This window comes from Streptomyces sp. NPDC058663, assembly GCF_042716745.1.
Classification (GTDB): Bacteria; Actinomycetota; Actinomycetes; order Streptomycetales; family Streptomycetaceae; genus Streptomyces.
In genome coordinates this window covers 121,131-143,320 of the sequence record NZ_JBHXRV010000003.1, presented here as the reverse complement: position 1 = coordinate 143,320, position 22,190 = coordinate 121,131, and the positions used below count along the sequence as shown (strand labels likewise).

At 71.3% G+C, this 22,190-nt stretch carries 21 protein-coding genes; 4 read left to right on the top strand and 17 right to left on the bottom strand.

All coding sequences use genetic code 11. From position 1 onward, the window contains the following. Positions 1-66: 66 nt before the first annotated feature. From smc to ACFWVV_RS03480, 3 genes are all read right to left on the bottom strand, one after another. Entirely contained in the window at positions 67-3,624 is a 3,558-nt protein-coding gene (gene smc / locus ACFWVV_RS03490; RefSeq protein ID WP_384344468.1) for a chromosome segregation protein SMC, read from the bottom strand. Between the two features lie 409 nt (positions 3,625-4,033). Continuing rightward, complete coding sequence (locus ACFWVV_RS03485; protein ID WP_185034388.1) at positions 4,034-4,255, bottom strand: hypothetical protein; 222 nt, start codon at positions 4,253-4,255, stop codon at positions 4,034-4,036. Positions 4,256-4,654: 399 nt separating this feature from the next. Then, positions 4,655-4,948, bottom strand: coding sequence for an acylphosphatase (locus tag ACFWVV_RS03480; RefSeq protein ID WP_384344464.1), 294 nt, complete (start codon positions 4,946-4,948; stop codon positions 4,655-4,657). Positions 4,949-5,080: 132 nt separating this feature from the next. On the opposite strand from ACFWVV_RS03480, the gene ACFWVV_RS03475 reads away from it, so the two are divergent. Beyond that, a complete protein-coding gene (locus ACFWVV_RS03475) occupies positions 5,081-6,064 on the top strand; it encodes a CAP domain-containing protein (protein WP_384344462.1) in 984 nt (327 codons plus the stop codon). Positions 6,065-6,160: 96 nt separating this feature from the next. On the opposite strand, the gene ACFWVV_RS03470 is transcribed toward ACFWVV_RS03475, so the two are convergent. The 11 genes from ACFWVV_RS03470 to rpmB form a co-directional block, all read right to left on the bottom strand. Then, a complete protein-coding gene (locus tag ACFWVV_RS03470) occupies positions 6,161-6,916 on the bottom strand; it encodes a DUF1963 domain-containing protein (RefSeq protein ID WP_384344459.1) in 756 nt (251 codons plus the stop codon). Positions 6,917-6,995: 79 nt separating this feature from the next. Beyond that, a complete protein-coding gene (mutM, locus tag ACFWVV_RS03465; RefSeq protein ID WP_384344456.1) occupies positions 6,996-7,862 on the bottom strand; it encodes a bifunctional DNA-formamidopyrimidine glycosylase/DNA-(apurinic or apyrimidinic site) lyase in 867 nt (288 codons plus the stop codon). Positions 7,863-8,046: 184 nt separating this feature from the next. Beyond that, on the bottom strand, positions 8,047-8,937 hold the full coding sequence (gene rnc / locus ACFWVV_RS03460; protein WP_384344453.1) for a ribonuclease III: 891 nt from the start codon (positions 8,935-8,937) through the stop codon (positions 8,047-8,049). Positions 8,938-8,956: 19 nt separating this feature from the next. Then, positions 8,957-9,130, bottom strand: a complete 174-nt coding sequence (gene rpmF / locus ACFWVV_RS03455) for a 50S ribosomal protein L32 (protein ID WP_003965982.1) — start codon at positions 9,128-9,130, stop codon at positions 8,957-8,959. Positions 9,131-9,132: 2 nt separating this feature from the next. Then, the gene (locus tag ACFWVV_RS03450; RefSeq protein ID WP_384344659.1) at positions 9,133-9,771 is read right to left on the bottom strand and encodes a YceD family protein; all 639 of its coding nucleotides are present in this window, start codon (positions 9,769-9,771) and stop codon (positions 9,133-9,135) included. A gap of 169 nt (positions 9,772-9,940) precedes the next feature. Beyond that, positions 9,941-11,068: a cell division initiation protein gene (locus ACFWVV_RS03445; RefSeq protein WP_384344451.1), complete on the bottom strand. Its 1,128-nt coding sequence runs from the start codon at positions 11,066-11,068 to the stop codon at positions 9,941-9,943. A 91-nt stretch (positions 11,069-11,159) separates the two neighbouring features. Then, complete coding sequence (coaD, locus tag ACFWVV_RS03440) at positions 11,160-11,660, bottom strand: pantetheine-phosphate adenylyltransferase (RefSeq protein ID WP_384344448.1); 501 nt, start codon at positions 11,658-11,660, stop codon at positions 11,160-11,162. A 26-nt stretch (positions 11,661-11,686) separates the two neighbouring features. Further along, positions 11,687-12,271 carry a 16S rRNA (guanine(966)-N(2))-methyltransferase RsmD gene (gene rsmD, locus ACFWVV_RS03435; protein WP_384344445.1) on the bottom strand — a complete coding sequence of 195 codons (585 nt, stop codon included), beginning with the start codon at positions 12,269-12,271 and terminating at the stop codon, positions 11,687-11,689. Positions 12,272-12,438: 167 nt separating this feature from the next. Beyond that, complete coding sequence (locus ACFWVV_RS03430; protein ID WP_384344442.1) at positions 12,439-13,350, bottom strand: hypothetical protein; 912 nt, start codon at positions 13,348-13,350, stop codon at positions 12,439-12,441. A gap of 104 nt (positions 13,351-13,454) precedes the next feature. Continuing rightward, positions 13,455-15,674, bottom strand: coding sequence for an ATP-dependent DNA helicase RecG (gene recG, locus ACFWVV_RS03425; protein ID WP_384344439.1), 2,220 nt, complete (start codon positions 15,672-15,674; stop codon positions 13,455-13,457). A 130-nt stretch (positions 15,675-15,804) separates the two neighbouring features. Beyond that, complete coding sequence (gene rpmB / locus ACFWVV_RS03420; RefSeq protein ID WP_384344656.1) at positions 15,805-15,990, bottom strand: 50S ribosomal protein L28; 186 nt, start codon at positions 15,988-15,990, stop codon at positions 15,805-15,807. Between the two features lie 245 nt (positions 15,991-16,235). Between rpmB and ACFWVV_RS03415 the strand changes: the two genes are divergently transcribed. Next, positions 16,236-17,888, top strand: a complete 1,653-nt coding sequence (locus ACFWVV_RS03415; RefSeq protein WP_384344654.1) for a DAK2 domain-containing protein — start codon at positions 16,236-16,238, stop codon at positions 17,886-17,888. A gap of 151 nt (positions 17,889-18,039) precedes the next feature. Here the strand turns inward: ACFWVV_RS03415 and thiD are convergent, their stop codons facing one another. Further along, on the bottom strand, positions 18,040-18,870 hold the full coding sequence (gene thiD / locus ACFWVV_RS03410; RefSeq protein WP_384344437.1) for a bifunctional hydroxymethylpyrimidine kinase/phosphomethylpyrimidine kinase: 831 nt from the start codon (positions 18,868-18,870) through the stop codon (positions 18,040-18,042). Positions 18,871-18,939: 69 nt separating this feature from the next. Beyond that, complete coding sequence (locus ACFWVV_RS03405; RefSeq protein ID WP_384344434.1) at positions 18,940-19,902, bottom strand: thiamine-phosphate kinase; 963 nt, start codon at positions 19,900-19,902, stop codon at positions 18,940-18,942. A 218-nt stretch (positions 19,903-20,120) separates the two neighbouring features. Between ACFWVV_RS03405 and ACFWVV_RS03400 the strand changes: the two genes are divergently transcribed. Continuing rightward, positions 20,121-20,354, top strand: a complete 234-nt coding sequence (locus ACFWVV_RS03400) for an Lrp/AsnC ligand binding domain-containing protein (RefSeq protein ID WP_384344431.1) — start codon at positions 20,121-20,123, stop codon at positions 20,352-20,354. A 20-nt stretch (positions 20,355-20,374) separates the two neighbouring features. Then, positions 20,375-20,872 (top strand): DUF3515 domain-containing protein, encoded by a 498-nt coding sequence (locus tag ACFWVV_RS03395; RefSeq protein ID WP_384344428.1) that lies wholly within the window; start codon positions 20,375-20,377, stop codon positions 20,870-20,872. 53 nt (positions 20,873-20,925) lie between these two features. Here the strand turns inward: ACFWVV_RS03395 and ACFWVV_RS03390 are convergent, their stop codons facing one another. Continuing rightward, on the bottom strand, positions 20,926-22,083 hold the full coding sequence (locus tag ACFWVV_RS03390) for a D-alanine--D-alanine ligase family protein (RefSeq protein WP_384344425.1): 1,158 nt from the start codon (positions 22,081-22,083) through the stop codon (positions 20,926-20,928). Positions 22,084-22,190: the final 107 nt, after the last annotated feature.

Genomic DNA, 22,190 nt, shown 5'->3' with positions numbered 1-22,190 from the left:
GGAGTCTTCTCGGGTTTTCCCAGAGCAGGAGGGGGTTGACATTCACTTATTGAAGAGTTGGAGTTCTCAGCGGAGCCGTTGGCTGATGACCTTCGAGACGCCGTCGCCCTGCATCGATACTCCGTACAGGGCGTCCGCGACCTCCATCGTGCGTTTCTGGTGCGTGATCACGATCAGCTGGGAGCTCTCCTGGAGCTCCTTCATGATCCGGATCAGCCGCTGGAGGTTGGTGTCGTCCAGCGCCGCCTCGACCTCGTCCATCACGTAGAACGGGCTCGGCCGCGCCTTGAAGATCGCCACCAGCAGCGCCACCGCGGTCAGTGACCGCTCCCCGCCCGACAGCAGGGACAGCCGCTTGACCTTCTTGCCCGGCGGGCGCGCCTCGACATCGACCCCGGTCTGGAGCATGTTCTCGGGGTCGGTCAGGATCAGCCGCCCCTCGCCGCCGGGGAACAGCCGCGAGAAGACGCCCTCGAACTCGCGCGCCGTGTCCCGGTACGCCTCGGTGAACACCTGCTCCACACGTGCGTCGACCTCCTTGATCACCTGCAGCAGATCGGCCCTGGTGCGCTTGAGGTCCTCCAGCTGCTCGGACAGGAACTGATGGCGTTCCTCCAGCGCCGCGAACTCCTCGAGAGCGAGCGGATTCACTTTCCCGAGCTGCTGGTACGCCCGTTCGGCGGCCTTGAGCCGCTTCTCCTGCTCGGCACGCACGAAGGGCCGGGGCAGGTTGCGGGCGTGCTCCGGATCCTCGGGCAGGGTCTCCCCCTCCGCGGCGGGCGACGGGGGCACAGGCTGTTCGGGCCCGTACTCCCTCACCAGCGAGGCCGGTTCCACACCCAACTCCTCCAGGGCCCTGGTCTCCAGCTGCTCGATGCGCAGCCGCTTCTCCGCTCCTAGTACCTCGCCGCGGTGAACCGAATCGGTCAGCTTGTCGAGTTCTTGCTTGAGTTCCCTGCCGCGCTCCCGCTCGGTGGCCAGTGCGCGCTCGCGCCCGGCCTTGGCGGACTCCGCCACCGACCGTTCCTCCCCGGCCCTGCCGAGCGAGATCTCGGCGTGCGCGAGGAGCTGCCGGGCGCCCGCCGCGACGGCCGCGGCGACCTGGGCCTCGTACCGCAGCCGCAGGCGCCGCTGCTCGGCCCTGGCGCGGGCCTCGCGCTCGGCGCGGGCGCCCCGGTCGAGGGCGTCCGCCCGGCCGGCCAGAGCCTTGACCCGCTCTTCGTGGGTGCGGACCTGGAGGCGTGCCTCCATCTCGGTCTGCCGGGCGTTGGCCCCGTCGGCGGCGAGCCGCTCGCGCACCGAGGTGTCCGGCTCCTCCTCCACGGGAGCCTCCTCGGCGACCGCGAGCCGCTCCGCCAGTTCCTCGGCTTCTTCGGTGGCGCGCTCCAGCGCTTCCTGCGCCCGGGCGGCCGCGGCGGCGGACCGCTCGGCCTCACCGGCGGCGCCGCGCGCCTGCCCGGCGAGGCGGCCCAGCTGCTGGGCGACCGCGGAGCGCTCCCGGTCCCCGGCCCGGCGCCGCTCGCCGAGCTCCTCGACCGCCGCGGCGCACCGGCGTCTGCGCTCGGCGGCCTCCCGCTGGGCCCCGCCCAGCTCCTCGCACCGCACGTCCAGCCGCGCGAGCCCGGCGTCCGCCTCGTCCACGGACGCACGTACCTCCAGCAGGCTCGGCGCCCCGGCCGACCCGCCCTGCGCGAAGTGCGCCCCCAGCACATCGCCCTCGGCGGTGACCGCGGTCAGCGCGGGGCGCACGCGCACCAGATCCTCGGCGTCCTCCAGCGTCCCCACCACCACCATCCCGTGCAGCAGCCTGCGGACGGCGGGCATCAGATCGGCCGGCCCCCGTACGAAGTCGACGGCGAAGGGGGCGCCGCCGGCCGGCGGCCCGGCCGCCAGGTCCTGGCCCGACTCCCCCGCCACCAGCAGCGCCGCCCGTCCCGCGTCCTGCTTGCGCAGCAGCCGGATCGCCTCCGCGGCCGTGGCCGGTCCGGTCACCGCGAGCGCGTCCGCCGCAGCCCCCAGGGCCGCCGCCACCGGGACCTCGTAGCCGGGGGCGGCCGTCAGCAGCTCCGCGGCGGGCCCGAGCAGTCCCGTCAGCTGCTCGCCCGCCGCCAGCAGCGCTCCGGTGCCGTCCTTGCGGCGCAGCCCGAGCGCCAGCGCCTCGCGCCGTGCGGAGGTCGCGGCACGCTTCCGCTCGGCAGCCGTCAGCTCCTCCTGTACGGTCGTCAACTCCCGCTCTGCGTCGGCGAGTTCGCTCTTGGCGTCCTCGTGCTGCCCGGCAAGCTCCTCGTCCCCCGCCTCCAGCGCGTCGACCTCGGCCTTGAGCTGCTCGTACTCCTCCTGGGCGGCGGTGGCGCGTTCCTGGGCGGCGGTACTGGCGTCGGTGAGCCGCTCGATCTCCGCCTGAGCCGAACCCGCCCTGCTGCGGGCGGCGTTGACCTGCCCGGTCAGCCGGGCGAGCCCCTCGCGGCGGTCGGCGATGGCGCGCGCGAGGTCCCTGAGGCGGCGTTCCTCGGCGGCGAGGTCGCGCTCCAGTTCGCCACGGTGCTCGACGGTGTCCTCCAGGGCGTGCCGGGCCGCGTCCAGGGCGGCCTCCAGCTCGGCCTCCTGGGCGCGGATCCTGGCGGCCTCGCGCTCCATGTCCTCGGGGTCGCGGCCCCGCCTTTCCTCTTCGGGCGCCGCCTGCGCACTCATCACGCGGGCGTCCGCGAGCGAGATGGTGCCCCGTACCCGCTCGGCGAACTGCGAGAGCTCGTACCAGGTCTGCTGGGCCCGCTGGAGCCGGGGAGCGAGCCGCCGCACCTCCTCCTCCAGTTCGGCCTCGTGCCGCTGAGCGGCCCCGAGCGCACGCGCGGCGGCCTCCTTGCGCGCTTTCATGGCGGCCTCGTCGGCGAGCTCCGCGCCGAGCGCCCTTTCCATGGCGACCAGGTCGTCGGCGAGCAGCCGCAGCCGTACGTCCCGCAGGTCGGCCTGGATCACGGCGGCCCGCCTCGCGACCGCGGCCTGCCGCCCCAGCGGCTTGAGCTGACGGCGCAGCTCACCGGTCAGGTCCTCCACCCGGGACAGGTTCGCCTTCATCGCTTCGAGCTTCCGCAGCGCCTTCTCCTTGCGCTTGCGGTGCTTGAGGACGCCCGCCGCCTCCTCGATGAAGGCACGCCGGCCCATCGGGTCGGCGTGCAGGACGGAGTCGAGCTGTCCCTGCCCGACGATGACGTGCATCTCGCGGCCGATGCCGGAGTCGGACAGCAGTTCCTGGATGTCGAGCAGCCGGCAGGTGTCACCGTTGATCTGGTACTCACTGCCGCCGTTGCGGAACATGATCCGCGTGAGGGTGACCTCGGCGTACTCGATGGGCAGCGCACCGTCGGAGTTGTCGATGGTGAGCGACACCTCGGCGCGGCCCAGCGGGGGCCGTCCGGTGGTGCCGGCGAAGATGACGTCCTCCATCTTGCCGCCGCGCAGTGTCTTGGCACCCTGCTCGCCCATGACCCAGGAGAGCGCGTCCACCACATTGGACTTGCCCGACCCGTTGGGCCCCACCACACAGGTGATGCCCGGCTCGAAGCGGAGCGTGGTGGCGGAGGCGAACGATTTGAAACCGCGGAGGGTCATGGCCTTGAGATGCACGCAGCCGGACTTTACCGCCCATCCCTCCCCCTTCCCGGCGCATCCATGACGGCGCTGCGCGCCACGCCTGACGTCCGCGCGGTTTCACCCATGAAGGTGCAGGGCACATCAGACGTTGAGGGGACGCCGAGGGAAAGAGGACGCGGGGCGAAGGGGCGGTAAAGAAAGAAGGGACGCCGGGGCGTCCCTTGCAGATCTTGATGACGCCGAAGCAGGGCGATAACGCCGGAGCAGGGCATGGAGAAGCCCTGCGGCTGGTCGCAGAAGGCCCTGCGGATGGTTCAGGGCAGGGAATGCCGGATTCTGGGCAGGGAGATGCCAGAGATTCTTCCCTGCCCGTGGGAAACCGGTCCACTGCCGCTACGGGCACGGGTGACGACCCGGGCCGTACGGCAGTACGGAAGCGGTATCAGGTAAGTGCGGGTTCCGCCCGCGGGACGTCGATGTCGAAGTCCTCGTCGAGCAGAGAAGAGTCTCCGCGGTGCTGAGCGGCGGCGGTGAGCGAGTCGTTTTCGTTCTGGATCCGGTTGAGCTCGGATTCCAGATCCTGTACTCGCTGCTGAAGCCGTCGCATCTCGGCGAGGAGTCGCGGGTCGGAGCCGCCGACGTAACCGAGAAGCGCCTTTGCCATGATGAGTGGTCCTCCACACTGAGTGACCGACCGAGAGCGGTTGGGTCGTGAGGGAATCGCACCCGCGGTGCTTGGCAGTGCTACTGATTCACTTGATTCACTGCGGTTCTCGCTGCCAAACAGCTAAGGTGCGCGGGGATTCCAGAGTCTCACCAAAAAGTTTGACGGTCAACACGATCACACCCCGTATCGGCGGGCGTCCCGGGGGCGTTCAGCCTTGGAAACAACGGCTTCGCTCACCTGCGGGGCCCTGGGGGCTTGGAGATGATCCTCTTACGGGGAGCCTTCCACGGCAAGCCGTTTCTGGCAACCACCAGGGCGTTTCCGTCCGCGCGGGTGCCCGTGGCACGTGCCCGGGACCTCTGACGGCGCCCCTCGGCGGGCCCAGGGGCCGGCGCGTCAGCGAATGGCGAAGCCGCTGTAACCCCCGCGCGGTGTGCCCCAGATCTCAGTGACACCGTCGACGCGGCCGGGTGTGTCGGCGGAGTGCAGCCACTCCAGGAGACGGTGGCAATTCTCACGCGGCCCCTCGGCCACTACTTGCACACGTCCGTCGTCGAGGTTGAGGGCGAAGCCGGAGAGGCCGCCGATCTGCAGAGCGTTTGCCCTGGTGAACCAGCGAAAGCCCACTCCCTGTACCCGTCCGCGTACCCAGGCCGTGAGTCGCGCGTCCGGCCGTGCGTCTTCGTTCATGACTGCACGCTAACCGGCCAAATGCTCACGAGGCACTCCGCCCCCACCCGCCATGCCGTACAGTCCCGACGCAATGAGCCTCATCCATACGGGTGAACACATTGACCGTCGAGTTTGAGGAAGGCACAGCAGATGGGACGCCATCGACGCACTGCCGCCGGGCCCGCCGCGGACGACCACGCGGGTATTCCGGCAGGCGGCATTCGGGGCGGTGACCGCCGCAAGAAGCGGGCCGCGCCGGTGCGGACCGGGCTGCTCGGAGTCTCCGCGGCGGTGGCCTTCGGCGCCGTTGCGGTTGCTTCCGGAATCCTTCCCGGCACCGAGGGACTCCACCTCGGGGGCGGAGGCAGCGGCTCCGGGGACCGGGTGACGGCCGGCGGCGCGGTGGATCTGCGCGCCCAGGGCGACGCCTCGGCCTCCCCCACCGACCGCGCCTCGGCCTCCGCGTCCGCGCGGGGTGCGAAGCGTCCGCAGGGTCCGTCGAAGAGCCCCTCGCAGAGCCCGTCGAAGAGCCCTTCCGAGAAGTCCTCTCCCTCGGACACGGCGAAGACCCCAACGGCCGATTCGCACAAGCAGACGGTCGAAAGTGCGAAGACGACTCCTTCCAAGCTCCCCGCCAGGACTCCTTCCACGGCTCCCGCAACGACCGCCCCGCAGCGCACCGGGTCTCCTCCTCCCGCACCGGAGACGCCCGCCGCACCGGCGCGCCGCCCCGCCAGGCCCTCCGCCCCGGCCTCGCCGGACAACGCGGCCGCCGCCGTGCTCTCGCTGGTCAACCAGGAGCGCGCGAAGGCCGGCTGCAGCCCGGTCCGCCCGGACACCGGGCTGGCGACGCTGGCCGCGAACTTCAGCCGCGACATGGCCTCGCGCGGCTTCTTCGACCACACCGACCCGGACGGCGCGACGCCGTGGGACCGGGCCGCCAAGGTGGGCATCAAGGACCTGGGCGGCGAGAACATCGCACGCGGCCAGGCCGACGCCCAGGCGGTGATGGACGCGTGGATGAAGAGCGAGGGCCACCGCGCAAACATCCTGAACTGCGACTACACGACGTTGGGCGTCGGCGTGCACATGGCCGAGGGCGGCCCGTGGTGGACGCAGGACTTCGGTTTCTGACCGGTTCCACCCGTCACGGTCCTGCCCCACCCGTCACGGTCCTGCCCCACCCGCCGCTGTCAGTGCAGTCGATGCGGTGCTGCTCCACCGTCGCTGTCAGTGACAGTCGCCGCGCCAGTCCCACGGATGTCCCGGGCACCTGCGGCAGCGGAAGAAGTAGACGCCGCCGCAGTCGCCGAGCTGTATGTCGCCGGTGAGGGTCAGCAGATGCTCCATGCGGTGCCCTTCCGCGCAGTCGGGCCAGTTGGCGGGTTGCGTCCAGGCAGGCCAGCCGCCTGCCTTCGATGCGACGACATGACCGCCCTCGCCCTCTTCGTCGTCCCCGTACGACGCGCCACCGCCCTGGGGAGCATTCCCGTGCTCCCACCGGCTCGGCCGGTCCGGCACCACGGTCGGCGACACCGTGGACGGCTCCGGCACGTTGTCCTCGTCGTACTCCCCCTCGCGCGCGACGGGTGTCCCGGCCCGCATCCCACCGGCCACGACCTGCGTTCCGTCGCGCCAGAAGAGCCGCGGCGACACCAGGAAGGGGCCGTCGTCGTGGTTCAGCGCGCACCACACCACCTGGAGCACGTCCGTCCCCACCGGGAACTCCAGCCCCGGCACGTCACGGGCGAAGAGCTGGAGTACGGGCACCATGGGCACCGCGCCGGGAACGATCGGCTCGGTGTTGCCCACATCGGAGCCGTACGTCCAGTGGTCCTCCTGCGCGCAGTACGGCCACGGCTCGTCGGTGGGCCACAGCGGCGGGCCACCGAGCGAGCTCTCCCGCGCTCCGGGCGCACCGGGCTCCGCATTGAGGACGTAGGCCTTCCGCTCGTTGGGGTCGGCGGGGGCTTCGGCTTCGGACATCGTGGCTCCTTGTGCGCACCCGGCGGATCAACGGAACATCGATCGCACACTAGTGCGCACCACTGACAATGCAGCGTCCCTATCCCGCGGTGACCACCCGCGGCGGCCGCTGGCACTTCGGGCAGAAGTAGCTGGACCGGTTCATCCACGGGCGGCGCCGCATCAGGGTGCCGCAGCGGTGGCACGGCTCGCCCTCGCGTCCGTATGCGTCGAGCGAGCGGTCGAAGTAGCCGGACTCGCCGTTCACGTTCACGTACAGGCTGTCGAAGCTGGTGCCGCCGACGGCGAGGGCCGCGTTCATGACGTCCCGTACGTGAGCGAGCAGTTCCGCCGAGCGTGGTCGGGTCACGGTGGCGGTGGGCCGGTCGTAGTGCAGCTTCGCGCGCCACAGCGCCTCGTCCGCGTAAATGTTGCCGACGCCGCTGATCAGCGACTGGTCGAGCAGCGCCCGCTTGATCGTCGTGCGCCGCAGCCGCAGCGCCGTGTGGAACGCGGCGTCGTCGAAGGCCTCGTCGAGCGGGTCGCGGGCGATGTGCCCGATGACGTCCGGCAGCCCGTCGGGGGTCGTGTCGTGCAGCGACAGGCCGCCGAAGGTGCGCTGGTCGACGAAGCGCAGCTCCGTACCGAGCCCGTCCTCGAAGCGCACCCGCACCCGGAGGTGCTTCTCGTCGGGGGCCTCCTCGGGCTGGACGAGGAGCTGCCCGCTCATCCCGAGGTGCCCGAGCACCGCCAGCGGGGCATCCGCGAGCGGCAGCCAGAGGTACTTGCCGCGCCGCATGGCCGTTCCGACGCGGTGCCCCCGCAGCCTGGCGGCGAAGTCGGGGCCGCCCGCGAGGTGCCGGCGCACCGCACGCGGGTGCAGCACCTCCACCGCGGCGACGGTCCGCCCCGCGACCCACCGCTCCAGACCGCGGCGTACGACTTCCACTTCGGGCAGCTCGGGCACGGAAGCACTCCTCGGGGCGGGGCGGTGATGCGAAGACCGTCGGCAGCGTACCCGCCGTCCCAAGGCCGCCGTCCGCCAGGCCGCCCGCACGGTGGCCGGTCCGCTCGTCTCCCCCGGGTCCGTGTCGGGTCCGCAGCGGAAAAAACCCCGCCGCACCGGAGTGCGACGGGGTTCGGAACCGAATTCAGGAAGCCGCGGCCGTGTCCTCGGCCGGAGCCGTGACAGTGTCGTGGGCCGGAGCCGCGACACTGTCCTCGGCCTGGGCCGTGACGGTGTCGTCGGCCTGAGCCGTGACGGTGTCGCTGGTCCTGGCCGGTGAGGAGCCGGCCGCTGCCGCGTCGGCCTTCGCCGCCGCCGCGCGCTCCGCCGCCGCCGCGCTGATCGCGCGCCATGCGGACTCCGCCGCCTGCTGTTCCGCTTCCTTCTTGCTGCGGCCGGTGCCGGTGCCGTACGAGACACCACCGACGCGGGCGGCAGCAGTGAAGGTCTTCTCGTGGTCCGGGCCCGTCTCCGTGACCAGGTACTCGGGAACCCCGAGCCCCTCGGCCGCGGTGAGCTCCTGGAGACTGGTCTTCCAGTCCAGGCCGGCGCCGAGGCTGGACGACTTCTCGATCAGCGGATCGAAGAGCCGGTGCACCAGCTCGGAAGCCGCGTCCAGACCCTGGTCGAGATAGACCGCACCGATCACCGCTTCAAGGGTGTCGGCGAGGATCGATGCCTTGTCCCGGCCTCCCGTGCCCTCTTCGCCCCGGCCGAGCCGGATGAAGGAGCCGAGTTCGAGGCCGCGGCCCACCTCCGCCAGCGCACGAGAGTTGACCACCGCGGCCCGGAGCTTGGCCAACTGGCCTTCCGGGAGGTCGGGGTGGGTGCGGTACAGCGTGTCCGTGACGACGAGGCCGAGCACGGAGTCCCCGAGGAACTCCAGACGCTCGTTCGTCGGCAGGCCGCCGTTCTCGTACGCGTACGAACGATGGGTCAGCGCACGCACCAGAAGGGCGGACTCGAGGTGATACCCGAGCCGCCCTTCCAGAAGCGTGTGAGACGAGGCATTGTCCGTCTTGTGTGACTCAGACATGGTGCCTCTCACCAGCCGCTCAGACCTCGAGGACCTGGCGCTTGTTGTACGTGCCGCAGCTCGGGCACGCAATGTGCTGGAGCTTCGGCTCCTGGCAGCGCTCGCACGACACCAGGGTGGGGACCGCAGCCTTCCACTGCGACCGGCGGTGGCGCGTGTTGCTGCGCGACATCTTCCGCTTCGGAACAGCCACGGCTACTTCTCCTGCTTCTCGTCGACGCCAGATTCAGCGTCGTTCACGTTGTCCTTCTCGTCGACCTGGCCGGTCTCGACGAGTCCCTGCAGTGCCGCCCAACGGATGTCGACGGCGTCATGGTGGTGGTCGGGGTCGTCGTTCAGGCTGATCCCGCATTGCGAGCACAGACCTGCACAGTCCTCCCGGCACACCGGCTGCATCGGCAGTGCGAGCACTACCACGTCACGCAGCACGGGTTCGAGGTCGAACAAACCGTCCTCGAGGAAGAGCGTGTCCTCGTCGTCCTCGGCGTCGTCGCCCGGTTCCGCTTTTGCACGGCCCCGGTCGTCGGCGTCAGGGTACGAGAACATCTCCTGGAAGTCCGCTGCGACGTCAAGCCGCACCGGCTCCAGACACCTTACGCACTCCCCCTCACCCGTGGCACGGGCGGTGCCTGTGACAAGCACCCCTTCCATGACGGATTCGAGGCGGAGCCTGATCTCCATCGGCGCACCTTCCGGTACGCCGATGACCCCTTCGACACCGAAGTCCTTGGGGGCCTCCACCGAGCGGGTCAGCCGCTGGAGCGCACCGGGACGCCGGCCCAGCTCGTGTGTGTCGAACACGAGGGGGTTGCGGTGGTCGAGGTGCGTACTCAGGGGAATTCCTGCCTTCGGATTGCTGTGGAGAAGGGCTGCCGTGACGTCCGCGGGAGGTCCCGGAGAGAATTCCCGGGGGTTCCGGGGCGGTCGGGCAGCCGGAATCGCAGACGTGGTCCGCGACGAAGAGCCAGGATACTTGACGCTTCGCCCAGGGCCCAATCCGGTCTCAGCGGCCCTGCTCGTACTCCCGGAGCCGGTCGAGATCGATCATGCCCGTGTCGAACATGCTGGTCTCGTCGAGGGCACCCTGCTGCGGGTGCGCCGGGGCCTCCTGGTGTGCCGGGGCCTGGTGGTGCGGCTGAGGCTGAGGCTGGTGGGGCTCGTGGGACTGCTGGACGGGCCGGCCGTAGGGGTCGTAGCCCTGCTGCGCGTAGGAGGCCGCGTACGGGTCCTGCTGGTAGCCGTACGGGTCCTGCTGGCCGTACGGGGCCGCGTAGGCGTCCTGGGCCTGGGGCCGGTCGCCGTACTGCGCCGCGTACGGGTCGTACGGCTGCTGGGCCGGGACCTGGGGCTGGACCTGCGGGGGCTCGGGGATCCGGGCCGGCTGCTGGGCCGGGACGGCGGGCTGCGGCTCGGCCAGGTCGGCGAGGAAGTCCGCGTCGCTGCCGCGCAGCTGGGAGTGGTCCAGGCCGTCCTGCTCGGCCATGTGGACACCGAGGTCGTCGGAGGCGACCCGGCCGTGCAGCTTCTGCCTGCCCTTGCCGACCGCTTCGAGGGTCTTTGCGAGGACGGCCTCGAAGGCGCCCAGCTTGGTGTCGACGTACTCGTCGGCACGGTGCAGCAGGGTGGAGGGGTCCGTGCTGTACTCGGGGGCGTCGTCGTCCCCGAAGCCCTGCTCGTCGAGGCCCGGGCCCCGGCCGAGCAGCTTCTCGCGGCCGCGGCCCACCGAGCCGATGGTCTTGGTGAGGACGACCTCGAAGTTGGCCAGCTTGGAGTCGACGTACTCGTCGGCCTCGGCGCGGATCTCCTCGGCCTCCTGCCGGGCCTCGGCGAGGATCCGGTCGGCCTCGGCCTGCGAGCGGCGGGCGACCTCGGTGTCGGAGATCAGGTCGCCGCGGTGGGCCTGGGCGGATTCGATGATCCGCTCCGCCTCCTGGCGCGCCTGCTCGACCAGCTGCTCGCGGCCGCCGATCAGCTCCTGCGCCTGGGCGAGGGAGCCGGGAAGCGCCTGCCGCACCTCTTCGAGCATGTCCAGCAGGTCGGCGCGGTTGACCACGCACGAGGCCGACATGGGCATGGACCGGGCGCTGCCGACCGCCTCGACGATCTCATCGAGCTTCTTCTGCACGTCCACCGTGTGCTCGCCACTCTCTCGGCCTGGTTTGGAGACGGACGGGACGACTGTAAGGCCAGTCGGCTCCCGCCCGACACCTGGTGCCGGAACGTCAGTTGGGCCGGCTCCCGGACTTCCGCTCCGCGAGGCGGGCGGTGAGGGCCTCGTGGACGTGCTCCGGCAGCAGGTGGGCGACGTCGCCGCCCCAGGCCGCGACCTCCTTGACCAGGCTGGAGGAGAGGAAGCTGTAGGTGGGGTTGGTCGGTATGAACAGGGTCTCGATGCCGGAGAGGCCGTTGTTCATCTGGGCCATCTGCAACTCGTAGTCGAAGTCGCTGACCGCGCGCAGTCCCTTGACGATCGCGGGGATGTCGCGGTCCTTGCAGAAGTCGACGAGGAGACCGTGGTGGGACTCCACCACGATGTTCCCGTAGTCGGCGGTGGCGGCGCGGATGAGGTCCATCCGCTCCTCCACGGTGAACAGACCCTGCTTCGACTGGTTGATCATCACCGCGACGTGCACGACGTCGTACAGCCTGGAGGCTCGGCCGATGATGTCGAGATGTCCGTTGGTGATGGGGTCGAACGACCCGGGACAGACTGCTCGGCGCATCTGTGGTCCCTCGCTCTCCGGTCCGGTCATCGTGCGTCTTCGCACGACGAGGCGGCGCGACCGTACCAAAGCGTTCCCTCGCCGTAGCGACGGGCCCGCAGCGGCTCAAATCCCGTGGGCCAGTTGAATTCTCCGCCCCTGGTGCCGCGTTCCACGGTGGCGATCGCGTCGTCGGCGAGCCAGCCCTGTGCCAGGAGTGTGAGGAGAATCTCGCGGAGATCGTCGTCGGTGACCGCGTACGGCGGGTCCAGGAAGACGATGTCGTACGGCTCGGCGGGTGCCGCGGTGGTCACGACCTGCTCCGCCCTGGCCGCCCTGACCTCGGCACCGGGCAGGCCCAGGGTGCGCACGTTGTCCCGGATCGTACGGACGGCCTTCGCGTCGGCCTCCACGAGCAGGGCGTGCGTTCCGCCCCGGGACAGCGCCTCCAGGCCGACTGCGCCGGAGCCGGCGTACAGGTCGGCGATCCTGATGCCTTCCAGGGTGCCCAGGAGCGCTTCCCAGGTGGAGAACAGGCCCTCGCGCGCGCGGTCGGAGGTGGGGCGGGTGCTGTTGCCCGGCGGTACGGCCAGGCGGCGTCCGCCGGCGGTGCCTGCGATCACGCGGGTCATCTGCTCAAGTCCTTGGTCGGGGCGGGCTGCCTACCCGGCCAGTCTCTCAGCTCACCGCCGGACCGGCAGGCGTCGGCCCCGGCCGCACAGGTGAGTGCGACCGGGGCCTGTGGTGCCGGGCGGCTGACCGGGCCGGCGGTGCCGGCCGGGGCCCTGGCGCTTCGGGCTCAGCTCCTGGCGAGGCGGACGGCTTCGGTGCGGGAGAGCGTCACGGTGTTCCCGTAGTTCGGGTCGACCGCCGAGGCCCGCGCCTCGACCTCGACCAGGCCCCTCTGGAACGGGGTCGTCCCGGCGGGCACCGCCTCGGCGCTCCAGGCGACGGGAGCCCCCGGGGTGCAGGACACAGTGGCGCTGTAGGCACCGCGGATGATGACCTTCTTCTTCACCTGCGTCACGTCGCCCGTGACCTCCACCTGGGCCGGTACGGCACAGCTCACCTTGCCGTGCACGGTGGCCTTGCCGTTCAGCGTGCTCGCCCGGCCCTCCAGGGACACGTCGAGGCCGAGGGAGAGCTCGGTGGGAGGCTCCGGATTCGTGAGGTGGATCTCACCCCGCGCAGCCGCTCCGCTGTTCCCGCAGAACTGCTCGAAGGTGGCGTCGAGCTTCTGTACGTAGCCGTGGGGCCCGAACACCACCTGGGCGATGTCGAAGGAGCCTGTGAGGGTGTCGCAGCCGCGGCCGTCGCCGCTCAGGTCGAGGCCGGGCCGGCCGGCTTCGTTGAACGGGTAGCGGACGGCGCCGGTGTAGCTGCCCGCCTTCAGGGCCTTGCCGTCCGCGAGGTCGAGTGACCAGTGGGAGCCGTCCGCCCCGTTGACCGAGACCGAGAGGGCGTTCTGGTCCTTGTTGCTGGTGACGGTGAGCTTGTCCTTGTTCGCGACGGAGTACGTGTGCGGGCGGCCCTGGCTGATGTAGTCGCCCGGGTCGCCCGAGAAGCTGAGGGACCCGGTTTCGACCGGCTGGGCCTGGGCCGTCCCGGCCGTCGCCAGGGCGCCGGAGGCAAGGACCAGGACCAGGCCGAGGGCCGTACCGAAACGGGCGAGCGGACGCCCGCCGGTGTTGCGCGTCGTGCTGTGGCTCATCGTGCCCCCAGGAGAGTCCGGACGTGTCGTGATGATGTTGTGCATCACCGGTGTGGACGTCAACTCATTTGCGATAAGGGGCAGTTGGGGAAGGGAAGGGGCAATCAGCCCTTGTCCAGGTACTCCTCCCGGTCCTTGTCCAACAGTGCGTCGAGGGCCGTGCGCAGCTCGGGGAGGTGCTCCAGCTCGGGGTCGTCGGCGACGATCCGGACCGCCTCCTCGCGGGCCGCGGCGATGACCTCCTCGTCCTCGATGACGGCGAGGACGCGCAGCGACGAGCGGACCCCGGACTGGGCCTGGCCGAGCACATCGCCCTCGCGGCGCTGTTCGAGGTCGATGCGGGACAGCTCGAAGCCGTCGAGGGTGGCGGCGACTGCCGCGAGGCGGGCGCGGGCCGGGCTCGCCTCGTGCATCTCGCTGACCAGCAGGCACAGGCCGGGGGCCGAGCCGCGCCCGACCCGGCCGCGCAGCTGGTGCAGCTGGGAGACGCCGAACCGGTCCGCGTCCATGATCACCATCGCGGTGGCATTCGGGACGTTGACCCCGACCTCGATGACCGTGGTGGCGACCAGGACGTCCACCGCGCCGGCAGCGAAGCGGCGCATCACGTCGTCCTTGTCGTCCGGCTGCATCCGGCCGTGCAGCACCTCCACGCGCAGCCCGCTCAGCGGCCCGGCGCGCAGCTGGTCGGCGATCTCCAGGACGGCGAGCGGAGGCCGCTTCTCGGGGTCCTCGGCCTCCTCGGCCGCCTTCCTGGACTTCTTCCCCTTCCCGGGCTCGTCCTCGCCGTCGCCGATGCGCGGGCAGACGACGTACGCCTGGTGCCCGTTCTCCACCTCTTCCCGTACCCGTTCCCAGGCGCGGGCCAGGAAGTGCGGCTTGTCCTTGGCGGGCACGACGTGAGTGGCGATCGGCGAACGCCCGGCGGGGAGCTGGTCGAGTACGGAGGTCTCCAGGTCGCCGAAGACGGTCATGGCGACCGTGCGCGGGATGGGCGTGGCCGTCATGACCAGCAGGTGCGGCGGCTGCTTGCCCTTCGACCGCAGGGCGTCGCGCTGCTCGACACCGAAGCGGTGCTGCTCGTCGACGACCACCAGCCCCAGGTCGTGGAACTGGACCTTGTCCTCGATCAGGGCGTGCGTGCCGATGACGAGGCCGGCCTCACCCGTCACCAGATCGAGCAGGGCCTGCCTGCGGGCGGCCGTCCCCATCGACCCGGTGAGCAGCACCACCTTCGTCCCGATCGAGGACCCGCCGAGCATGCCTCCCTCGGCCAGCTCGCCCATCATCTCCGTGATGGACCTGTGGTGCTGCTGGGCGAGGACCTCGGTGGGCGCGAGCATGGCGGCCTGCCCGCCCGCGTCGACGACGGCGAGCATGGCGCGCAGGGCCACCATGGTCTTCCCGGAACCGACCTCCCCCTGGAGCAGCCGGTGCATGGGGTGCTCGGTGGCGAGGTCGTCGAAGATCTCCTTCGACACCTTCTGCTGGCCGTCGGTGAGGGTGAAGGGGAGCTTGGCGTCGAAGGCGTCCAGGAGGCCTTCGGGGACCGGCTTGCGGGCGACGGCCGGGAGCTGGGTCTCGGCGAACCGGCGACGGGCCAGGGCGACTTGCAGGATGAAGGCCTCGTCCCACTTGAGCCGGTCGCGGGCGTCGGCGATCTCCGCCTTGGTGCGGGGGCGGTGGATCTTGCGGAAGGCTTCGGGGAGCTCGACCAGGCCCCGGCCCTCCCGCAGTGCGGTCGGCAGCGGGTCGACGACCTCCGCCCACTTCGTCGCCTCCATGGACGCGAGGACGAGGTCGACGGTCTTGGCGATCTTCCAGCTCTCCATCTGGGCACAGGCCGGATAGAGGGGGATGAGCTGGTTCGCCCAGGCCTCGACGGCGTCCGCACCCGCTTCCTTGCCGAGCATCTCGTACGCGGGGTGGGAGAGCTGGCGGATGTTGCGGAACATGCCGACCTTGCCGGAGAACATGCCCTTGCGGCCCGGCAGCAGTTCCTTCTGGTGGTGGTGGATCGCCTTGCCGAAGAAGACCAGCTGGAGGCGGCCGCTGCCGTCGGTGAGGGTGACTTCGAGCCGCTGGCCCTTGCCGTTGTTGAAGCGCAGGACGCGGGCGTCCGCGACCTGGGCGACCACGGTGGCGTGCTCGTCGAGCGGGAGGCCGGCGAGCTGGGTGAGCTCGCCGCGCTCGGCGTACCGCCGCGGGTAGTGGTGCAGCAGGTCACCGACCGTGTGCAGGTCGAGGTGCTCGGCCATCACCTTCGCGGTGGTGCCGCCGAGTGTCTTCTTGAGTGGTTCGTCGAGCGAGGGCACGAGATCCATTGGACACCATGGCACTGACAGCGGGGTCCCGTGCCGGCCGGCCTGTGGTACGGGGACAAGAAAAAACCGGCCCACCCGAGGGTGGACCGGTTCTTCAAGCAACCAGCTAGGTGGCCGCGCTATCTAGACGTCAGCGCGAGACCTTGCCGGCCTTGATGCACGAGGTGCAGGCGTTAAGCCGCTTCGGCGTCCGACCGACCACTGCACGCACGCGCTGGATGTTGGGGTTCCAACGACGCGGGGTACGGCGGTGCGAGTGCGAAATGTTGTTGCCGAAGCCCGGCCCCTTGCCGCAGACGTCGCAGTTGGCAGCCACGGTCACTCCAAAGACTTCAGATGCACTTACAGTGAATTCCGGCATGCCGAAGATCCGGAGATCTTGCGGCGTAGCCGAGGGAATGTCCCGATTTTCATCGGGCAACCGGAGCAGCATACAACGACTGCTCTCGTACAACGAAACTACCACGGCTGGAGGGACCCCCGTCCCCCGCCCTTCTCCCGGTGGCTTCGCTCCGGGAGCTAGTCTGCGATTCGTTCCCGCTGCTCAAGGAGGAGGCCCAGGTGCCGCAGTCCCCCGACGATCTCGATGCCGTCGCGGTACGCACCTGGTGCTCGCTGGCCCTGGAGGCGCTGGGCGCGGAGCGCGAGGAGATCGACGCGATCAACGTCTATCCGGTCGCGGACGGGGACACCGGCACCAATCTCTTCCTGACCGTGGAGTCCGCGGCCCAGGCCCTGGAAGCGGTCTTCGCCGCCCACGAGACGGTCACCGGACCCACCGCTTCCGTTCCGCTGCTGTCCGACGCCGTACGGGCCATGGCGCACGGGGCGCTGATAGGGGCCCGCGGCAACTCGGGGACGATCCTCTCCCAGTTGCTGCGGGGAATGTCGGAGGAACTGTCGCAGCGCGAGAGCGCGGACGGGGAGGATCTGCGGCGGGCGCTGCACCGGGCCGCCCGCTCCGCCCACCGGGCGGTCGCCCATCCGGTCGAGGGCACGGTGCTCACCGTGGCGCGGGCGGCAGCGGAGGCGGCCTCCGCCGCTGCCGCCACCACCTCCTGGGCCGGCACGACGGCCGCCTCGGTGGCGCACGCCGCCTACGAGGGCGCCCGCCTGGCGCTCACCGAGACCACCGGCCAGCTGGACGTCCTGAGCCGGGCCGGCGTGGTGGACGCGGGCGGCCGGGGCCTGGTGACGGTGCTGGGCGCACTCGTGGAGGCCCTGACCGGCGAGGCACTGGCGGCGAGGGTGCACGCCCCGCACGGCGTCCTGGTCGACGACTGCTCGGCCGACCACGCGGACGAGGGCGGCCCGGCCTTCGAGGTGATCTACCTCCTGGAGGCGGACGACGCGGCGGTGGACCGGCTGCGCACCCGGCTCGACGGCCTCGGCGACTCCCTGGTGGTGGTCGGCGGCGACGGACTGTGGAACGTGCACGTCCATGTCGACGACGCCGGGGCGGCGGTGGAGGCCGGGGTCGAGGCGGGCCGCCCGTACCGCATCCGCATCACGCACTTCGGCGCCGACCGCGTCGCACCGCCGCGCGAGCGGGCGCAGCGGGCCGTCGTGGCGGTCGTCCCCGGCGAGGGCCTGCTGGCTCTCTGTACGGAGGCGGGCGCGACGACCGTACTGGCCCGGCCCGGTGAGCCGCCCGCGAGCGGGGAGCTGGTGGACGCGATCCGGCGGGCGCACGCGCGCGAGGTGGTGCTGCTGCCCAACGACGCGGAGCTGCGGCACACCGCGGCGGCCGCCGCCCAGCAGATGCGCACCGAGGGCGTGCGGGTCGCGCTGATCCCGACCAGGGCCGCGGTCCAGGGCCTCGCCGCGCTCGCCGTCCACGAGCCGGACCGGCGCTTCGACGAGGACGTGGTGGCGATGACGTCGGCGGCCGGGGCCACCCGCTACGCCGAACTGGCCGTCGCGGAGCGGCAGTCGTGGACGATGGCGGGCATCTGCCAGGCCGGGGACGTCCTCGGGCTGATCGACGGCGACGTGGCGGTGATCGGTACGGAGGTCGCGGCGACGGCGCGGACGGTGCTGGACCGGATGCTGTCGGCGGGGGGCGAGCTGGTGACGCTGGTCCTCGGGGACACGACCCCGGACGGCCTGGCGGAAGCACTGGAGGCGCACGTCCGCGGCAAGCACCTCGCGGTGGACACGGTCACCTACGAGGGCGGCCGGCATTCCGCCCCGCTGCTCATCGGCATCGAGTAGCAGCCGCCGGTCCGCTGCGCATCGGCGTCGGCCGGCCCCCGGCCCCACGACGGCGCCGGCCGGGCGGCAGCACCCGGGCCGGCCCCCCAGCAGCCGCTGTCGAGGTTCCCGTAGGCCGGCCCCCCGACAGCTGCTGTCAGAACACCGCCGCTCAGCCCCGCTGGTCTCCCGCCCTCGCCGGTTCCCGCAGTCGCCAGCCGTGGTCGACCGGGCCGATTCCGGCCCCGAGCGCGAAGCCCGCGGCGATCGCCTCGCTCACGTACTCCTTGGCCGCGTGCACCGCCTGCGGTACGTCGAGTCCCTTGGCGAGACCGGAGGCGATCGCGGAGGCGAGGGTGCAACCGGTGCCGTGCGTATGCCGGTTGTCCAGGCGCGCCGCGCGCAGCCAGTGCTCCGCCGAGCCGTCGGAGAGCAAGTCCACGGCGTCACCGGCGAGATGGCCGCCCTTGACGAGCACCCAGCGCGGCCCGCAGGCCAGCAGCGCGTCCGCCGCCCGTCGCATGTCCTGCTCCGACTCGACCCGTACGCCGGTGAGTTGGGCCACCTCGTCGAGGTTGGGCGTGGCCACCGTGGCGGTCGGCAGCAGGCAGGTGCGTACGGAGTCCACGGCGGACGCGGCGAGCAGCGGGTCCCCGTGCTTGGAGATGCCGACCGGGTCGACGACCACCGGGGCGTCCGTTCCGGCCAGCAGGTCGGCGACCTCCTCGACCAGTCCGGCGGACGAGAGCATCCCGGTCTTCACGGCCTGTACGCCGATGTCGTCGACCACACTGCGGTACTGGGCCCGCACGGCCTCCACCGGCAGGTCCCACACCCCCTGCACGCCGAGGGAGTTCTGGGCGGTCACGGCGGTGAGCACGCTCATCCCGTGCACGCCCAGTGCCAGCATCGTCTTCAGATCGGCCTGAATGCCCGCACCGCCGCCGGAGTCGGATCCGGCGACGGTGAGGACACAGGGGAGCACACCAGGAGCTATTCGCATACCAGCGAATGTAACGCGCGCACGGGCTCCCCCCACAGCCTCCCGGGCCGCACCCGCCGCGCGGCGGCGTCAGTCCTCGATGTCGCCGAAGTGGTCCCAGCCCTTGCTCGTCCACGGTGCGCCGTCGACCGTCACCTGGGGCAGCGCCGAGGGATTGAGCACCTCGCCGATCACCTTCCAGCGGGCCGGCAGCTTCACGTCCGGCGGGAAGGTCGCCACGATCGCGTGGTCCTCGCCCCCGGTGAGCACCCACTGGAGGGGGTCGACGCCGACGGCCTGCCCGATGTCGGACATCTGCGTCGGGATGTCGATGAGGCCGGAGCGCAGGTCGATGCGGACCTTGCTGGCCTCCGCGATGTGGCCGAGGTCGGCGACGAGGCCGTCGCTGACGTCGGTCATCGCGGTCGCGCCGAGCCCTGCGGCCGCGGGGCCCGCGTGGTACGGCGGCTCGGGCCTGCGGTGCGCCTCGACGAAGGCGCGCGGCGAGCGGAAGCCGCGGGAGAGCACCGCGTGCCCGGCCGCCGACCAGCCCAGCCATCCGGTGACCGCGACCACGTCGCCGGGCTGGGCGCCGGAGCGCACCACCGGGTCGTGGTTGCGCAGGTCGCCGAGCGCGGTGATCGCGACCGTGATGATGTCGCCGCGCACGACGTCACCGCCGACCACCGCGGCCCCGGCCACCTGGCACTCGTCGCGCAGCCCGTCCATCAGCTCGACGGGCCAGGTGGCCGGGAGCTCCGCGGGGACCACCAGCCCGAGCAGCAGGGCCGTGGGGACGGCGCCCATGGCGGCGATATCGGCGAGGTTCTGTGCCGCCGCCTTGCGGCCCACGTCGTACGCCGTCGACCAGTCGCGGCGGAAGTGCCGGCCCTCCAGCAGGATGTCCGTGCTGGCGACGACCCGCCGGTCGGGCGCGGCCACGACCGCCGCGTCGTCGCCGGGCCCGAGCCGTACGGCCGGGGTGGAGGTGAGCCGGGAGGTCAGCCTCTCGATGAGGCCGAACTCCCCCAGCTCGCCCACGGTGCCCTTCATATGTGTGCCCCTTCTGCCCCAGTGCGCTTGCGGTCGCGAGCCGACACTGCTGTAGGTACCGTCAACACGTACGTCAACTTCTCTTCGCCGTACGACTTCTTCTGCGCACCAGCCCCCGCGTCACCGGCCGCGCAACTCTCCCCACCGCCCGCGACGACACGGTACGGTGGCGTCTCTTTCCCACCCCACATGATCCTCGTGGCCGCCTTGGAGGTTCCGTGGTACAGGCATACATCCTCATCCAGACCGAAGTCGGCAAGGCATCGACCGTCGCCGACACGATCGGCAAAATAGCGGGAGTCATCCAGGCCGAGGACGTCACCGGACCCTACGACGTCATCGTCCGTGCCCAGTCGGACACGGTGGACGAGCTCGGTCGCATGGTGGTCGCCAAGATCCAGCAGGTGGACGGCATCACCCGCACGCTGACCTGCCCGGTCGTCCACCTGTAACCCCCGTCTACCCTGGCCCGGTGACCTCTTCGAACCACCGGCCGTTCCGGATACCGGCCGCCGCGGCGCTCCTGCTGTCGGCGGCCGTCGCCTGTTCTCCCACCGACGTGACGGCCGGGGCGCCGGTTCCCACGCCGCCCGCGGAGGTCGCGAAGTACTGCGAGGCGCTCCACAAGGAACTCCCCGACAAGGTCATCGAGGACGTCGGACGCACCGAGCTGTCGCCCGGGTCCCCGTTCACCGCGGGCTGGGGCGACCCGACGATCGTACTGCGCTGCGGGATCGACCGGCCCGAGAAGGTGGGCGACCCGACGGCGCACGGGATGGAGGTGAACGGGGTGAGCTGGGTGCTGGACGACCGGGGCGACGACGGGCTCCGCTTCATCACGACGTACCGCGAGGCCTATGTGGAACTGCTGGTCCCCGCGTCGTACCGTGCGGACGCGGGCATCCTGGTCGACTTCGCCAAGCCCATCGCCGACACGGTGCCCAAGTCCCTGGCGGACCCGAAGTTCTGACCGGGCCCTCCCCGGCAGCAGGGGGCCGCGTCCTGGCGCGGCCCCCCGGCCGCCTAGCGCAGCCCGGTCGGACGGCGCAGTGCCGCCTGGATCAGCCGGTCCACCAGCTCCGCGTAGGGCACTCCGCTCTCCTGCCACATCCGCGGGTACATCGAGATCGGGGTGAACCCCGGCATCGTGTTGATCTCGTTGATCACGAACTCGCCGTTGTCCTGGAGGAAGAAGTCCGCCCTGACCAGGCCTTCGCAGGACGCGGCGTCGAAGGCCGCGACCGCGAGGCGCTGCAGCTCGGCGGTTTGCTCGCCGGTCAGCGGCGCGGGCACGATGCCGGCCGCGGAGTCGATGTACTTGGCCTCGAAGTCGTAGAAGTCGTGGGCGGAGACCGGCGGGATCTCGGCGGGCACGCTCGCCCGCGGCCCGTCCTCGAACTCCAGCACCCCGCACTCGATCTCGCGCCCCGTGAGCAGCGACTCGACGAGCACCTTGGGGTCGTGGCGCTGTGCCTCGGCGATCGCCTCGTCCAGCCCCGAAAGGTCACTCACCTTGGTGATGCCCATCGAGGATCCGCCGCGGGCGGGCTTCACGAAGAGCGGCCAGCCGTGCTCGCCTGCGAAGTCGACGATCCGCTTGCGGGCGGCGGCCGGGTCGGCGGCCCACTCGCGCGGGCGGATCACCTCGTAGGGTCCGACCGGCAGCCCGAAGGACAGGAAGACCCGCTTCATGTACTCCTTGTCCTGGCCGACGGCCGAGGCGAGCACGCCGGAGCCGACGTACGGGACGCCGGAGAGCTCCAGCAGGCCCTGGAGCGTGCCGTCCTCGCCGTACGGGCCGTGCAGCATCGGGAAGACGACGTCGACCTCGCCGAGCGCCTTGGGCACGGATCCCGGCTCGTGGTAGAGGACCTCGCGGCTTGCCGGGTCCGCGGAGAGCACGACGCTGCCGTCGGCCGACTCCACGATCTGCTCCATGTCGGGCATCCTGCGGTCGGTGATCGCCATGCGGTCCGGCGCGTCGGCGGTCAGCACCCAACGCCCGTCCGTGGTGATGCCGATCGGCAGCACGTCGTACTTCTCGCGGTCGATGGCCTGCATGATGGCCCCGGCCGTGACGATCGAAATGCCGTGCTCGGAGCTACGGCCGCCGAAGACGACGGCCACGCGCGGCTTGCGGGGCTCCTGCTCAGGGCTCTGGGGGAGGTTCTCGCTGCTCATATCGGCTTGAGGGTACCCGAGGTGCGCCGAGGTGCCCCCGGCAGCAGAGCCGTGGGAACCGAGCGTTCCGGCTCGGCGCCGGCGCTCCTGCTCGGCGACTCGGTGCC

Bases quoted from the DNA above. Each gene is read 5' to 3' on its own strand.
- ACFWVV_RS03485 (WP_185034388.1), bottom strand. From the start codon at position 4,255: ATGGCAAAGGCGCTTCTCGGTTACGTCGGCGGCTCCGACCCGCGACTC.
- ACFWVV_RS03480 (WP_384344464.1), bottom strand. From the start codon at position 4,948: ATGAACGAAGACGCACGGCCGGACGCGCGACTCACGGCCTGGGTACGC.
- ACFWVV_RS03475 (WP_384344462.1), top strand. From the start codon at position 5,081: ATGGGACGCCATCGACGCACTGCCGCCGGGCCCGCCGCGGACGACCAC.
- ACFWVV_RS03470 (WP_384344459.1), bottom strand. From the start codon at position 6,916: ATGTCCGAAGCCGAAGCCCCCGCCGACCCCAACGAGCGGAAGGCCTAC.
- rnc (WP_384344453.1), bottom strand. From the start codon at position 8,937: ATGTCTGAGTCACACAAGACGGACAATGCCTCGTCTCACACGCTTCTG.
- coaD (WP_384344448.1), bottom strand. From the start codon at position 11,660: ATGCGCCGAGCAGTCTGTCCCGGGTCGTTCGACCCCATCACCAACGGA.
- rsmD (WP_384344445.1), bottom strand. From the start codon at position 12,271: ATGACCCGCGTGATCGCAGGCACCGCCGGCGGACGCCGCCTGGCCGTA.
- ACFWVV_RS03430 (WP_384344442.1), bottom strand. From the start codon at position 13,350: ATGAGCCACAGCACGACGCGCAACACCGGCGGGCGTCCGCTCGCCCGT.
- recG (WP_384344439.1), bottom strand. From the start codon at position 15,674: ATGGATCTCGTGCCCTCGCTCGACGAACCACTCAAGAAGACACTCGGC.
- thiD (WP_384344437.1), bottom strand. From the start codon at position 18,870: ATGCGAATAGCTCCTGGTGTGCTCCCCTGTGTCCTCACCGTCGCCGGA.
- ACFWVV_RS03405 (WP_384344434.1), bottom strand. From the start codon at position 19,902: ATGAAGGGCACCGTGGGCGAGCTGGGGGAGTTCGGCCTCATCGAGAGG.
- ACFWVV_RS03390 (WP_384344425.1), bottom strand. From the start codon at position 22,083: ATGAGCAGCGAGAACCTCCCCCAGAGCCCTGAGCAGGAGCCCCGCAAG.